Genomic DNA, 12,990 nt, shown 5'->3' with positions numbered 1-12,990 from the left:
CGGGCTCCCGGCGGGGTGTCGGGGTGTGGCGGGCGTTGTGCCCAACTCGTCGGCGCTTGCGCCGACGAGGCTGGGCCGGGCGGGACACCCCGCCGGGAGCCCGACGCCGGACCCGGCGAGACGCGCCCCTTACGCGCTCTTCTCGCGCTTGGCCAGCTCGGCGCGGGTGACCAGGGTCGGCTCGCCGCCGTCGGTGACGGTCGCCGCGGTGATGACCACCTGGGCGATCTCGGTGTTGCTCGGCACCTCGTACATGACGTTGAGCAGGGTCTCCTCGAGGATGGCCCGCAGTCCGCGAGCACCGGTCCCCCGCTCCAGCGCCAGGTCGGCGATCGCCTCCACGGCGTCGGGGGTGAACTCGAGATCGACGCCGTCGAGCTCGAAGAGCTTGCGGAACTGCTTGATCAGCGCGTTCTTCGGCTCGGTGAGGATCTGGATCAGCGCGTCCTTGTCGAGCGGGCTGACCGAGGAGATCATCGGCAGCCGGCCGATGAACTCGGGGATCAGGCCGAACTTGTGCAGGTCCTCCGGACGCACCTCGGCGAACGGGTCGGTCGACTTGGGGGCGCGGGCGGCGTCGTCGTTGTTGAAGCCCAGCGGCCGCTTGCCGACGCGGCTGTTGATGATCTGCTCCAGACCGGCGAAGGCGCCGCCGACGATGAACAGCACGTTGGTCGTGTCGATCTGGATGAAGTCCTGGTGGGGGTGCTTGCGCCCGCCCTGCGGCGGGACCGAGGCGGTGGTGCCCTCGAGGATCTTCAGCAGCGCCTGCTGCACACCCTCGCCGGACACGTCGCGGGTGATCGACGGATTCTCGCTCTTGCGCGCCACCTTGTCGATCTCGTCGATGTAGATGATGCCCGTCTCGGCCTTCTTGACGTCGAAGTCAGCGGCCTGGATCAGCTTGAGCAGGATGTTCTCGACGTCCTCGCCGACGTAGCCGGCCTCGGTCAGCGCGGTGGCGTCGGCCATCGCGAAGGGGACGTTGAGCATCCGGGCCAGGGTCTGGGCCAGGTAGGTCTTGCCACAGCCGGTGGGGCCGATCAGCAGGATGTTGGACTTGCTGAGCTCGACGCTCTCGTCCTGCCCGGCGGCCCGCCGCGGCTGGGTGGCGGTCTGGGCCTGGACCCGCTTGTAATGGTTGTAGACGGCCACCGCCAGCGCCTTCTTCGCGCTGTCCTGGCCGATCACGTAGGCGTTGAGGAACTCGCGGATCGCCTGGGGCTTGGGCAGCTCCTCGAGCAGCCCGGTGTCACCGCCCTCGGCGAACTCCTCCTCGATGATCTCGTTGCAGAGGTCGATGCACTCGTCGCAGATGTAGACGCCTGGCCCGGCGATCAGCTTCTTGACCTGCTTCTGGCTCTTCCCACAGAAGGAGCACTTGAGCAGGTCCCCGCTCTCTCCGATCCGTGCCACGTCTGGTTCCTCCCCTGCGAAAGTGGTCCTCACCCTAACCCGGCGGACGGTCCGTGCCACGGACTTTCGTCCGCCGGGTCGGTGAGGGTGTCAGCTGTCGAGATCCTTCATCGTTCCCAGGATGTCGTCGATGATCCCGTACTCCTTGGCCTCCTCGGCCGTCAGGAACTTGTCCCGCTCGATGTCGCGGGAGACCGTCTCCACCGACTGACCGGTGTCGCGAGCCAGCATCCCCTCCATCTGGGAACGGATCCGCAGGATCTCCTTGGCCTGGATCTCCAGGTCCGAGGACTGCCCGTAGCTGCCCTCGGTAGCCGGCTGGTGGATCAGGATCCGGCTGTTGGGCAGGGCCAGGCGCTGCCCCTTGGCCCCGGCGGCCAGCAGCACGGCGGCCGCCGAGGCGGCCTGGCCGAGGCACACGGTCTGCACCGGCGGCTTGATGTACTGCATGGTGTCGTAGATGGCGGTCAGCGCGGTGAAGGAGCCACCGGGCGAGTTGATGTACAGCTGGATCTGGCGGTCGGAGTCCATCGACTGCAGAGCGAGCAGCTGGGCCATCACCGCGTTCGCGACGTCGTCCATGATCGGCGTGCCGAGGAAGATGATCCGGTCCTCGAACAGCTTGGTGAACGGGTCGACGCGGCGGATGCCGTAGGACGTCCGCTCCTCCCACTGGGGGATGTAGTAGTTCATGTCCGGCGAGACCGGCGGCCTCGATCCCCCGAAGGCCGTGGTCTGGATGGCGTTGCTGATGGCCGGGTCGTACATGTCGCGCCCCCTCACTGGTTCGGGCCCTCGGAGCGCACCTGGGCGGCGCGCTCGTAGACCTGGTCGATGAAGCCGTACTCGAGCGCCTGCTCGGCGGTGAACCAGCGGTCGCGGTCGGAGTCGGCGTTGATCTGCTCCACGCTCTGACCGGTGTGCTCGGCGATCAGCTCGGCCATGACGCGCTTGATGTGGAGGGACTGCTCGGCCTGGATGCGGATGTCGGAGGCGGTGCCGCCCAGACCACCGGAGGGCTGGTGCATCATGATCCGGCTGTGCGGCAGTGCGAAGCGCTTGCCCCGGGTGCCGGCGCTGAGCAGGAACTGCCCCATCGAGGCCGCCAGGCCCATGGCCACGGTGGCGACGTCGTTGGAGATCCACTGCATGGTGTCGAAGATCGCCATGCCCGAGTCGACCGAGCCGCCCGGGGAGTTGATGTAGAGCCAGATGTCCTTGTGCGGGTCCTCGGCGTTGAGCAGCAGCATCTGCGCGCAGATCGCGTTGGCGTTCTCGTCGCGCACCTCCGAGCCGAGGAAGATGATCCGGTTGGCCAGCAGCGACTGGTAGACGTTGTCGGTCATGCCGAAGTTGGCGCCGTTCGAACCGGCGGCGCGCAGAGGTTCGGCGCCGACCGCGCGGGTGGGATCGTGCAGGGTCTCGTTCACGGGCTCGACGCTACCGTCCGGCCCGGACAGATCGGAGGCGACGGACGCGCTGTTCGCTCACGGCGCACCGGCCGCGACCGGGTGCTGCGGGATGGTCGGGCCCGTGGACGCCGAGGGGCGACCGGTGTGCACCGGTCGCCCCTCGTGACGTGCTGGGCGGTCCGCGGACCGTCTCGCGGTCAGGCTCAGCGGGCCTCGGTCGACTCCTCGGCGGTCGCCTCGTCGGCCTGGGCGGCGTCTTCGGACCCGGCGTCCTCGGCCTGCTCCTGCTCCTCGCCCGGCTCGCGGATCGAGCCGTCGTCGGCCAGGTTGGCCAGCTCCACCCGCTCGCCGGTGGTGTCGGTGACGGTGGCCTCGCTGACGATGAGCTCGAGCGCCTTGCCGCGGCGGATCTCGGTCATCCACTCCGGCAGGTGGTTGTGCTCCATCATGTGCTGCATCTCCTGCTCGGGGGAGCTGCCGCTCTGCTGGGCCCGGCGGAAGATGTACTGGGTGAGGTCGTCCTGCTCGACGCCGACCTCGCGCTCGTCGGCGACCTGGTCCAGCACCAGCTGGGCCTTGAGGGCGTCCGCGGACCGCTTCTCGACCTCGGCCCAGAACTCCTCGGGAGTCTCGGCCTCCTCGGCGTCCTCCGACTCCTTGAGGTACTGCTCGAGGTCCATCCCGGCCTGGGACAGCTGCTGCTCGATCTGCTGGCGGCGCGACTCGAGCTCGCTGGTGCGCAGGCCCTCCGGCAGCTCGATGTCGAGCTCGGCGACCACGGCCTCCAGGACGGCGTCGCGGGCCTTGGCGGCCTGCTCCAGGCGCGCCCCGTCGCCCATCCGCTTGACGACGTCGGCGCGCAGCTCCTCGGCGGTGTCGAACTCCGAGACCATCTGGGCGAAGTCGTCGTCGAGCTCGGGCAGCTCCTGCTCCTGCACCTTGACCACGGTGACGTGCACGTCGGCCTCGGTGCCGCGGGCGGCGCCGCCGACCAGGGTGGAGGTGAAGTCGGCGGACTCACCGGCCGACAGCCCGGTGATGGCCTCGTCCAGCCCCTCGAGCATGCCGCCGGCACCGACGCGGTAGGTGAGGCCGTCGGCGGTGGCGCCCTCGATCGGCTCGCCGTCGCGGGTGGCTCGCAGGTCGATCGAGACGACGTCGCCCTCGGCGGCGGGACGCTCCACCTCGTTCAGGCTGGCGAACCGCTCACGCAGCTGCTGCAGCTGCTGCTCGACCGCCTCGGCCGGGACGTCCAGGGCGTCCACCTCGACCGAGACCGCGGAGAAGTCGGGCAGCTCGAACTTCGGCCGGACGTCCACCTCGGCGGTGAACTCGATCTTGTCGCCGTCCTCGAGCTTGGTGACCTCGACCTCGGGCTGGCCGAGCGGGTTGATCTCGGCCTCCTGCACGGCCTGGCCGTACAGCGCCGGCAGCGCGTCGTTGATGGCCTCCTGCAGCACCATCCCGCGGCCGAAGCGCTGGTCGATCACCATCGGCGGCACCTTGCCCTTGCGGAAGCCCGGGATGGTCACCTGGTCGGCGATCGACTTGTAGGCCTTGTCCAGGCTCGGCTTCAGGTCGGCGAAGGGGACCTCGACGGTGAGCTTGACCCGGTTCGGGCTCAGCTCCTCAACAGTGCTGGGCACAGATACTCCTCGTGGACGGTGCGCGGGCACGCCGATAGCGGGCACCCGCAAGTGCGCGGACCAGCCTACTGCCGCCACCGGGGCCCGGCCAATCCGCGCGAGCGCCTCGCACGGTCCTCAGGCTAGACTCACGCCCGTTCCCGTGCGGGAACTCCGGGGCGTGGCGTAGTGGCTAGCGCGCCTGCTTTGGGAGCAGGAGACCGCAGGTTCGAGTCCTGTCGCCCCGACACCCTGTGCCGTCGTCGCCGCCGCGGCGTGTCCGCCCTCCGGCGGCCCTTCCCTGCTGCACCGTGGGAGCAGCCCGTTCCTGCGGGCGACCGCCGCGCCACCTCCGCACGGGTGAGCCGGACGCACGGTGATGCGTACAGGTGCCGGCCCCGGCCGCCAGCTCGACCGGGGCCGCACCGCGACCCTCAGGCGTCGAGCTCCCGCAGGAAGCCGAGGAGGTCCTCGGCGAGCAGCTCCGGCTCCTCCAGCGCCCCGAAGTGCCCACCGCGCGGCAGCAGCGTGAACCGGCGGACGTCGAAGAAGCGCTCGGCGAGCTCCCGCGGAGGGCGTCCGATGTCGGCCGGGAAGAGCGCGAAGGCCGTCGGGACGGCCAGCGGTCCGGCGCCGCCCCAGGTGCCGTCGTCTCCCGTCCCCGCGGCGTCGTCCCCGGCGTCCTCGGTGCCCGACCACTCGGCGAAGCTCTCGGCGTAGAGCCGCATGGAGGACCGGATGGTGTTGGTGTGCCAGTACAGGCTGATCTGGGTGAGGGTCTGGTCGAGGTCCACCTCGCGGTCGGTCCAGGCCTGGTACTTGTCGACCAACCAGGCCGCGAGACCGACCGGGGAGTCGGCCAGGCCGAAGGCGAGCGTGTTCGGGTCGTTGCCCTGCACCCGGTAGTAGGACGCCTCCTCGGCCCAGGCGTTGGTCCGCTCGAGGAACTCCCGCTCGACCTCCCCCACCTCGGCCGGGTCCAGCGTGAACAGGTCGGCGACCGGTACGTCGGTCAGGTGCAGCGCCCGCACCGCCTCCGGGTGGGCCGTGGCCAGCTGCTCGGCCACCGAGCTGCCCCAGTCGCCGCCGTGGACGGCGTACCGCTCGTGCCCCAGCGAGCCGAGCAGCTCGTGCACCAGGTCGGCCACCAGTGCCACCGTCATCGGCGCGGTGGGCTGCTCGCTGAAGGGGAAGCCCGGCATCGAGGGGATGACGACCGGGTGACCGGCTGCGGCGAGCAGGGGCGCCAGCCGGGAGTAGCGGTAGAAGGAGTCGGGCCAGCCGTGCAGCAGCACCACCGGGACGCCGCTCGGCGGCTCGGCCGGGACCACGACGTGGTGCAGGTCGAGCCCGCCCACGCGGGCCAGGCGGTGGTCGAGCTCGTTGAGCGCGGTCTCGTGCGCGCGCCAGTCGTAGCCGTCGCGCCAGTGCTCGACCAGGCGTCGCACGAGGGTGAGCGGGACACCGCCGGAGGTGTCGTCGGGGTCCACCACGTCGGGCCAGCGGGTGCGGGCCAGTCGGCTGCGCAGGTCGTCGAGGTCGGCGTCGGACACGTGGATGCGGAAGGTGCGGGTGTTCTCGTCCATGTCCCCAGCCTGCTCACGGGCGCGACCGTGGTCTTGAACGAAACCGGCGTCATCCGCCCAGCAGGATCTGGCGCGGCGTCTGGCCGGCGAAGACCCTCAGCGACCGGCTCAGGTGCGCCTGGTCGGCGTAGCCGGTTGCGGCCGCCACCTCGGCCGGTGCCATGCCCTGCTGCAGCATCCGGTAGGCCTCACGGGCCCGGCGCACCTGCTCGATCCGTTTGCGGGCGAGTCCGGTGGTCTGGCGGAACCGACGCTGCAGCGCGCGCTCGGACAGGGCCGGCTGCTCGCCCTCCAGAGCACGGGCGACCAGCGGGTCACCGACCAGCACACCCTGCTCGCGCAGCGCCTCCACCAGCGCCTCCACGCCGTCGTGGTCGGGAACCAGGTAGCGCGTCCCGACCAGCGTGACGTAGCCGCTCTCCACGGGCAGCGGCTGCAGCACGCCCAGCAGGGCCGGCTTGTCCAGCCCGCGCCAGAAGACGTGGCTCTCCAGGTCCACGCCCCAGTAGCTCTCCCCCGCCCGCCAGTCGAGCCGACGGGCGCTGGCGGTCGGGCCGATCAGCTCGGCCCCCACCCGGCCGTCGCGGTGGCGGGTGAAGGCCAGCCCCCAGCACTCGTTGGCAGCATCGGTGAACTCGCCGTCGGTCTGCCCGCCGGCCCGCCAGACGAGCCGGACGAAGGGGTGCTCCGACGACCGCTGCTCGTACACGGCTCCGACGGTAGAGCCCGACCGGAGGCGGCGTGGGGAGGTGCCGCTGCTTAGCGTCGTCGGCGGCGGTCGTCTACAGTGGCACCGCTGCGGCAGCAGCATCGCGGGTGTAGCTCAATGGTAGAGCCCCAGTCTTCCAAACTGGCTACGCGGGTTCGATTCCCGTCACCCGCTCCAGATGGAGGCCCAGTGGGCCCTGGTACCCGTCCTCCCGTGCTGGCATGGTGGTCGGCATGATTCTCGTCGGAGTGGTCGGTGTGGTCGTCGGGATGGTCAACGAGGCCCTGCCCAGGGTGCCGGGCACCCTCGCCGCACTCGCCCTCCTCGGCGCCTGGGTCGCCGCCCTCGCCGCCGCGTGGCCCGGCGGTGTCTCCGAGGTGGAAGCGGCCTCCCTCGGATGGGCGTTCCTCGCGGGGGTCGCCGGCTTCTTCGTCGGCAGGGCCCTCCTCCCTCTGCTGCGGAGGCGGTCCGCGGCGTCCGCCACGGACTGACCTGCCGGGGCCGGGCGCTTCCTACGCGGGTTCGATCCCCGTCACCCGCTCCGAGCCCGCCCGACCGGTGCCGTCGGCGTCGAGACGGAAGACGGGCCAGCCGATCTCGGTGCGCCAGGCGTCGGGGTCCGCGGTGTCGCGGGGCCCGACCAGGTAGGTCTCGCGCACCTGACCGGTGACGGCGAGCAGGTGCCCGGCCACCCACGACCCGAGCCGGCCGTAGCTGACCTCGATGGTGTCGTGGTCGCCGAGGTGGGTGAGGACGGCCAGCTCCACCGCGGGCAGCGTGCGCTCCCGCACCCGGCCCTGCGCACGGACCGGCCCGTCCACCGGCAGGTGCACCAGCGCGCGGCCGCGGCCGCCGGTGAACAGCGCGTCGTCGTAGAGCCCGCCGGGCGGTCCGACGGGCTGGTCGACCACGGCGTCCAGCTCGGCCATCGCCCCTGCGTACCAGGCCAGCACGTCGTCGGCGTCGACGGTGGCCTCGACCGCGGCCACCCGGCGCGCGGGCACCGACCGCAGCTCCACCGGCAGCTCGCCCTCCGGCGGTTCGAGCAGGCGCTGCAACGAGGCGACGGCCGCCCGGGTGCGCTCGAGCTGGCCCTGCAGGCGTCCGAGGTGGGCCGAGACCAGCGCGGAACGCACCTGCGGGTCGGCTGTGCGCAGCACACGGTGCACGTCGGGCAGCGGGACGTCCAGCTCGCGCAGCCGGTGGATGATCTGCGCGACCGGGATCTGCTCCACGTCGTAGTAGCGGTAGCCCGAGCTCGGGTCGACCTCGGCCGGCTCCAGCAGACCGGCCTCGTGGTAGCGCCGGAGCGTCCGGACGCTGAGGTGGGTGTGCCGGGCGAAGTCACCGATGCTGAGCAGGGTCGTCACGGCAGCCACTCTGGACCCTCCCCCCGGGAGAGGGTCCAGCAGTTGACCCGCGCGCCGCGGGAGGGCGCACGGTGGGTGCACCGACGTCGACCGACGACGTCACCCGCCGCCCGGCCGTCCGGCGACGCAGACGACAGGAGGACACCATGACGACAGCGAGCACCATCGGCACCCAGGAGCTGCCGGCGGTCGTCCGCCGCTACCTCGACGCCCACGACGGCGGCGACACCGCTGGCGCGCTGACCACCTTCACCGCCGACGCGGTGGTGGTCGACGAGCAGCGCACCCACACCGGTCACGACGAGATCCGGGCCTGGCTGGGCCGGACCTCGGCGGAGTACAGCTACACCGCCGAGCTGGTCGCCATCGAGCGCGGCGACGACCAGCAGTGGACCGTGGTGCAGCACCTCACCGGCGACTTCCCCGGCGGGGAGGTCGACCTGCGCTACCGGTTCACCCTGGACGGCGACCGCATCGCGGCACTGACCATCGCCCCCTGACGCCGGCGGACCCACCCGCACCGGACGGGAACTGTCCGGTGCGGGTGCCAGGCTGGTGCCCACCGGCACACAGCAGTGCCTCGACGAACGGAGCACCCCATGGCGCGCACCATCCAGGTCACCATCGACGCCGCCGACCCGCGTCGGCTCTCGATCTTCTGGCGCGACCTGCTCGGCTACCTGCACCCCGGCCCGCCGGGGGTCGAGCTGGCCGAGGACGCGGACCCGCTGGAGGCCTGGGAGGAGTTCCTGGTGGCGGCCGGCGTCCCGGAGGAGCGGCGCAACTCCGCCTCGGCGCTGGAGGACCCCGACGGAGTCGGTCCGCGCTTCTTCTTCCAGCAGGTCCCGGAGGGCAAGGTGGCCAAGAACCGGCTGCACCTCGACGTCCGGACCGCCCCCGATCTGCGTGGCGAGGAGCGGATGGCCGCCCTGGAAGCCGAGTGCGCCCGGCTGGTCGAGCTCGGCGCCACGCGGCTGCGGCGGCACGAGCCCGAGCCGCCGACGAGCCACGGCTTCATCGTCATGGCCGACCCCGAGGGCAACGAGTTCTGCCTCGACTGAGCCGCCACCTGGTGCCGGCAGCGGGGTCAGCGGGACGGGTCGAGCTCGGTCAGCAGCCGGCGCACCCGTGCGTCGACGTCGTCGCAACCAGCCGCATCCGCTCGAGCCCGGTGATCCCGCGCTCGGAGGGCTCGTCGGTGTCCCAGCGCTCGACCGGGGCGGTGCCGGGGTGCTCGAGAACGGCCTCGCGTCCCAGCAGCACGACCCGGTCGACCCGGTCGAGGAGCGCGGGGTCGACCGGCTTGGGGTGCTCCCCCGCCGTGCCCAGCCCCTGCTCCTGGAGCACCGTCACCACCTCGGTGTCGAGCGCGTCGCCGGGGCGGGTGCCGGCCGAGTGCACCGCGACCCGCCCACCGGCGGCGGGACCTCTCGGTGGGATCGGCGGCGCAGGGCGAGGGAGACGTAGACCAGCCCGACCAGCACCGGCACCTCGATCAGCGGGCCGACCACCCCCGCCAGGGCCTGGTCGGAGGTGACGCCGAAGGTGGTGATCGCGACGGCGATGGCGAGCTCGACGTTGTTGCCGGCGGCGGTGAAGGCCAGCGTGGTGGTGCGCTCGTAGGACATCCGCAGCGCAGCACCGAGCAGGTAGCTGCCGCCCCACATCAGCGCGAAGTACAGCACCAGCGGCACGGCGATCCGCGCCACGTCGAGCGGGCGGGCGATGACCTGCTCACCCTGCAGGGCGAAGAGCAGCACGATGGTGAAGAGCAGCCCGTACAGCGCGCCCAGGGTCCGAGCCGCGGCAGCGCCCGGGTCTCGTACCGGTCCCGCCCCGCGCACACGTTCACCCAGCCGGCGGGTGAGGAACCCGGCCAGCAGCGGGACGCCGAGGAAGACCAGCACCGAACCGGCGACCTGCCACGGCGAGACGGCCAGGTCGGCGGTGGGCAGACCGAGCCAGCCGGGCAGCACCGACCGGTAGAACCAGCCCAGCCCGGCGAAGGCGACCACCTGGAAGACCGAGTTGAGGGCGACCAGGACGGCCGCGGCCTCCCGGTCGCCGCAGGCGAGGTCGTTCCAGATCACCACCATGGCGATGCAACGGGCGAGCCCGACGATGACCAGCCCCGTGCGGTACTCGGGCAGGTCGGGCAGCAGCAGCCAGGCCAGGGCGAACATCAGCGCCGGCCCGAGCACCCAGTTGAGCAGCAGCGGAGCGACGAGCAGCCGCCGGTCGCCGGTCACGGTGCCGAGGCGGTCGTAGCGGACCTTGGCCAGCACCGGGTACATCATCACCAGCAGTCCGACGGCGATCGGCAGCGAGACGCCCTCGACCTCGACCGCCGACAGCCACCGGCCCAGCCCGGGCACGAACCGGCCGAGCGCCAGCCCGGCCGCCATCGCCGCCAGGATCTACACCGGGAGCAGCCGGTCCATCAGACCCAGCCGGTGTGCCGGCGTCCCGATCGCTGCGCCGTCGCGGACCGGTGCCTGGGTCACGCCCGCACCGCGCGGATGATGGCCGCCTGCGCCTGGGCGTGCACGCGGTGGGTGTAGCGGATCTCGACCTCGCGCCAGCCGGCCGCGGCCAGGGCGGAGCGGAACCCGTCCTCGGTCAGGGCGCCGGCGATGCAGCCGGTCTGCAGGGCCACGTCGGCGCGGGTGGTCTCGTCCATGTCGTCGGCGGCGACCACGTCGGAGACCGCGAACCGTCCGCCCGGACGGGTCACCCGGGCCGCCTCGGCGAGCACCACCTGCTTGTCGGCGGTCAGGTTGATCACGCAGTTGGAGATCACCACGTCCACCGAGGCGTCGGGCAGCGGGATCTCCTCCAGGTAGCCGTGCCGGATCTCGACGTTGGTCGCGCCGGCCTCGGCGACGTGGCGGCGGGCCAGCTCGACCATCTCCGCGGTCATGTCCAGGCCGACCACCCGCCCGGTCGGGCCCACCCGCCGCGCGGCGATGAGGACGTCGGCGCCGGCGCCCGAGCCCAGGTCGAGCACCACGTCGCCCTCGTGCAGGTCGGCCACCTCGGTGGGCACCCCGCACCCGAGGGAGGCCTGCAGCGCGGCCTCCGTGCCTGGGTCGCCAGTCGGGTAGAGGCCGCCGCCGAACACCGGGACGCCGGCGAGCACCGACCCGGCGAACGCGTCGGCCGCGCCACAGCAGCCGTCGCCCGCGTCGACGCCCCTGGCCGCCGCGGCGTACCGCTGGCGCACCTGCTCCCGCACGTCCTCCGTCATGACCTGCCTCCCTGGATCGACATCTGCCGATACGAGACTGGTGTGCTGGTTCGATGTTTGTCAATATGGACGGGTGGACAACCTCCCGCGCCCGGACCGGGCCGACGCCGACGCGGCCGCCGGGGTCTTCCGGGCGCTCGGAGACCCGGTGCGGCTGCGGCTCTACCTGCAGATCGCCGCCCGCACCGAACCCGTCTGCGTCTGCGACCTGGGCGACGCCGGGGTCTCCCAGCCGACGGTGTCCCACCACCTGCGCCGGCTCCGCGAGGCCGGCCTGGTCGACTGCGAGCGGCGCGGCACCTGGGTGCACTACTGGGCGCTGCCGGACGCCGTCCGCCTCGTGCGCGAGCTGCTGGCCGACGCGCCCGCCGCGGCACCAGCGGGCTGACCCCGCACCCAGCGGGCCTCCCCGCGGAGCACCACCCGGCCCGCGGGCACGAGGACGTCCGGTGCCAGACTGGCGCGAGTGAGCCACGAGCAGAGCAGGCAGGTGCTGCTGGCCAGGCGCCCCGAGGGCTGGCCCGAGCAGGACGACTTCACACCGGTGACGCGTGACCTCCCGGAGCTCGGCGAGGGCGAGGTGCGGGTCGCCAACGAGTTCGTCTCGGTGGACCCGTACATGCGCGGGAAGATGGACGACCGCGAGTCCTACACCCCGCCCTACGCCCTCGGCGAGCCGCTCACCGGCGCGGCCGTCGGCCGGGTGGTCGCCTCCCGCCACCCGGAGCTGTCCGAGGGCTCCCTGGTGCTCCACCAGCAGGGCTGGCGCGACGTCGCCCAGGGGCGTGGCGAGGAGTTCCGCGCCGTGCCCGAGGTGCCCGACGTGCCGACCTCGACCTACCTCGGGGTGCTCGGCGGCACCGGGCTGACCGCCTACGTCGGCCTCCTGGACATCGCCGGGATGCAGCCCGGCGAGACGGTCTTCGTCTCCGCGGCCGCCGGCGCGGTCGGCAGCGTGGTCGGCCAGATCGCCCGGCTCCGCGGCGCCGGCCGGGTGGTGGGCTCGGCCGGCAGCCCGGAGAAGGTGCGCACGCTGACCGAGCGGTACGGGTTCGACGCCGGTTTCGACCACCACGACGGCCCGGCCGCGGACCGGCTCGCCGAGGTGGCACCCGAGGGCATCGACGTCTACTTCGACAACGTCGGCGGCGAGCAGCTGGAAGCGGCGATCGGCGCCCTGAACCGCTACGGACGGGTGGCCTGCTGCGGGGCGATCAGCGCCTACAACGCCACCGAGCCGCCTCCCGGACCGCGCAACCTGGGACGCGTGGTCACCCACAGCCTCACCCTGCGGGGCTTCATCGTCAGCGACCACCTGGACCGTCAGCCGGACTTCCTCGAGGAGATGGGGCCCTGGCTGCGCGAGGGCCGGGTGCGGGCGGAGGAGACCGTGGTGGACGGGGTCGAGCACCTGGTCGACGCCTTCCTCGACCTGCTGCGCGGCGCGAACACGGGGAAGATGGTCGTGCGGGTGGGTTGAGGTCTCCCGCCCTTCGACAGGCTCAGGGCGCTGGGGCCGGCTCGGGCGCTGGAGGCGGCTCGGGCGCTGGGGGCGGCTCGCGCGCTGGGGGCGGCTCGGGCGCTGGCGTCGACTCGCGCGCTGGGGGCGGCTCGGGCGCTGGGGG

At 72.4% G+C, this 12,990-nt stretch carries 15 protein-coding genes and 2 tRNA genes; 7 read left to right on the top strand and 10 right to left on the bottom strand.

The features are described from left to right. Positions 1-129 precede the first annotated feature (129 nt). The 4 genes from clpX to tig all read right to left on the bottom strand — a co-directional run bounded on the left by clpX (position 130) and on the right by tig (position 4,474). On the bottom strand, positions 130-1,416 hold the full coding sequence (clpX, locus tag DVA66_RS09445) for an ATP-dependent Clp protease ATP-binding subunit ClpX (protein ID WP_114559856.1): 1,287 nt from the start codon (positions 1,414-1,416) through the stop codon (positions 130-132). Positions 1,417-1,506: 90 nt separating this feature from the next. Beyond that, the gene (locus tag DVA66_RS09440) at positions 1,507-2,184 is read right to left on the bottom strand and encodes an ATP-dependent Clp protease proteolytic subunit (protein ID WP_408608900.1); all 678 of its coding nucleotides are present in this window, start codon (positions 2,182-2,184) and stop codon (positions 1,507-1,509) included. An 11-nt stretch (positions 2,185-2,195) separates the two neighbouring features. Continuing rightward, entirely contained in the window at positions 2,196-2,762 is a 567-nt protein-coding gene (locus tag DVA66_RS09435) for a ClpP family protease (RefSeq protein WP_114559858.1), read from the bottom strand. Positions 2,763-3,031: 269 nt separating this feature from the next. Further along, complete coding sequence (gene tig, locus DVA66_RS09430; protein ID WP_114559855.1) at positions 3,032-4,474, bottom strand: trigger factor; 1,443 nt, start codon at positions 4,472-4,474, stop codon at positions 3,032-3,034. Between the two features lie 154 nt (positions 4,475-4,628). On the opposite strand from tig, the gene DVA66_RS09425 reads away from it, so the two are divergent. Then, positions 4,629-4,701 (top strand) — tRNA-Pro (locus tag DVA66_RS09425). 186 nt (positions 4,702-4,887) lie between these two features. Here the strand turns inward: DVA66_RS09425 and DVA66_RS09420 are convergent. Together DVA66_RS09420 and DVA66_RS09415 are read right to left on the bottom strand one after the other, a co-directional pair. After that, complete coding sequence (locus tag DVA66_RS09420) at positions 4,888-6,039, bottom strand: epoxide hydrolase family protein (protein WP_114559854.1); 1,152 nt, start codon at positions 6,037-6,039, stop codon at positions 4,888-4,890. Between the two features lie 49 nt (positions 6,040-6,088). Next, on the bottom strand, positions 6,089-6,748 hold the full coding sequence (locus DVA66_RS09415) for a helix-turn-helix domain-containing protein (protein ID WP_114559853.1): 660 nt from the start codon (positions 6,746-6,748) through the stop codon (positions 6,089-6,091). A gap of 103 nt (positions 6,749-6,851) precedes the next feature. Between DVA66_RS09415 and DVA66_RS09410 the strand changes: the two genes are divergently transcribed. Both DVA66_RS09410 and DVA66_RS09405 read left to right on the top strand, forming a co-directional pair. Then, positions 6,852-6,925, top strand: a tRNA-Gly gene (locus DVA66_RS09410). 56 nt (positions 6,926-6,981) lie between these two features. Next, positions 6,982-7,239, top strand: a complete 258-nt coding sequence (locus DVA66_RS09405; protein ID WP_157973930.1) for a hypothetical protein — start codon at positions 6,982-6,984, stop codon at positions 7,237-7,239. Between the two features lie 21 nt (positions 7,240-7,260). Here the strand turns inward: DVA66_RS09405 and DVA66_RS09400 are convergent, their stop codons facing one another. Further along, positions 7,261-8,118: a MerR family transcriptional regulator gene (locus DVA66_RS09400; protein ID WP_232821869.1), complete on the bottom strand. Its 858-nt coding sequence runs from the start codon at positions 8,116-8,118 to the stop codon at positions 7,261-7,263. A gap of 146 nt (positions 8,119-8,264) precedes the next feature. On the opposite strand from DVA66_RS09400, the gene DVA66_RS09395 reads away from it, so the two are divergent. Next, positions 8,265-8,618: a nuclear transport factor 2 family protein gene (locus tag DVA66_RS09395; RefSeq protein WP_114559851.1), complete on the top strand. Its 354-nt coding sequence runs from the start codon at positions 8,265-8,267 to the stop codon at positions 8,616-8,618. A gap of 99 nt (positions 8,619-8,717) precedes the next feature. Next, the gene (locus DVA66_RS09390) at positions 8,718-9,179 is read left to right on the top strand and encodes a VOC family protein (protein ID WP_114559850.1); all 462 of its coding nucleotides are present in this window, start codon (positions 8,718-8,720) and stop codon (positions 9,177-9,179) included. Positions 9,180-9,228: 49 nt separating this feature from the next. Here the strand turns inward: DVA66_RS09390 and DVA66_RS09385 are convergent, their stop codons facing one another. The 3 genes from DVA66_RS09385 to arsM all read right to left on the bottom strand — a co-directional run bounded on the left by DVA66_RS09385 (position 9,229) and on the right by arsM (position 11,365). Then, positions 9,229-9,474 carry a low molecular weight phosphatase family protein gene (locus DVA66_RS09385; protein WP_232821870.1) on the bottom strand — a complete coding sequence of 82 codons (246 nt, stop codon included), beginning with the start codon at positions 9,472-9,474 and terminating at the stop codon, positions 9,229-9,231. Further along, the gene (arsB, locus tag DVA66_RS09380; protein WP_114559849.1) at positions 9,468-10,523 is read right to left on the bottom strand and encodes an ACR3 family arsenite efflux transporter; all 1,056 of its coding nucleotides are present in this window, start codon (positions 10,521-10,523) and stop codon (positions 9,468-9,470) included. Before arsB ends, DVA66_RS09385 begins: the two co-directional genes overlap by 7 nt. 95 nt (positions 10,524-10,618) lie before the next feature. After that, positions 10,619-11,365: an arsenite methyltransferase gene (gene arsM, locus DVA66_RS09375; protein ID WP_114559848.1), complete on the bottom strand. Its 747-nt coding sequence runs from the start codon at positions 11,363-11,365 to the stop codon at positions 10,619-10,621. A gap of 73 nt (positions 11,366-11,438) precedes the next feature. Between arsM and DVA66_RS09370 the strand changes: the two genes are divergently transcribed. Both DVA66_RS09370 and DVA66_RS09365 read left to right on the top strand, forming a co-directional pair. Beyond that, the gene (locus tag DVA66_RS09370; RefSeq protein WP_232821868.1) at positions 11,439-11,753 is read left to right on the top strand and encodes an ArsR/SmtB family transcription factor; all 315 of its coding nucleotides are present in this window, start codon (positions 11,439-11,441) and stop codon (positions 11,751-11,753) included. A gap of 78 nt (positions 11,754-11,831) precedes the next feature. After that, entirely contained in the window at positions 11,832-12,845 is a 1,014-nt protein-coding gene (locus tag DVA66_RS09365) for an NADP-dependent oxidoreductase (RefSeq protein WP_114559846.1), read from the top strand. The last annotated feature ends 145 nt before the right edge of the window (positions 12,846-12,990 follow it).

Source organism: Desertihabitans aurantiacus, assembly GCF_003344635.1.
In the GTDB taxonomy this organism is placed as follows: Bacteria; Actinomycetota; Actinomycetes; order Propionibacteriales; family Propionibacteriaceae; genus Desertihabitans; species Desertihabitans aurantiacus.
The sequence above is the reverse complement of the archived record's forward strand: the minus strand, read 5'-3'. Positions and strand labels throughout refer to the sequence as shown.

Bases quoted from the DNA above. Each gene is read 5' to 3' on its own strand.
- DVA66_RS09440 (WP_408608900.1), bottom strand. From the start codon at position 2,184: ATGTACGACCCGGCCATCAGCAACGCCATCCAGACCACGGCCTTCGGG.
- DVA66_RS09435 (WP_114559858.1), bottom strand. From the start codon at position 2,762: ATGACCGACAACGTCTACCAGTCGCTGCTGGCCAACCGGATCATCTTC.
- DVA66_RS09420 (WP_114559854.1), bottom strand. From the start codon at position 6,039: ATGGACGAGAACACCCGCACCTTCCGCATCCACGTGTCCGACGCCGAC.
- DVA66_RS09405 (WP_157973930.1), top strand. From the start codon at position 6,982: ATGATTCTCGTCGGAGTGGTCGGTGTGGTCGTCGGGATGGTCAACGAG.
- DVA66_RS09395 (WP_114559851.1), top strand. From the start codon at position 8,265: ATGACGACAGCGAGCACCATCGGCACCCAGGAGCTGCCGGCGGTCGTC.
- DVA66_RS09390 (WP_114559850.1), top strand. From the start codon at position 8,718: ATGGCGCGCACCATCCAGGTCACCATCGACGCCGCCGACCCGCGTCGG.
- arsB (WP_114559849.1), bottom strand. From the start codon at position 10,523: ATGGCGGCCGGGCTGGCGCTCGGCCGGTTCGTGCCCGGGCTGGGCCGG.
- arsM (WP_114559848.1), bottom strand. From the start codon at position 11,365: ATGACGGAGGACGTGCGGGAGCAGGTGCGCCAGCGGTACGCCGCGGCG.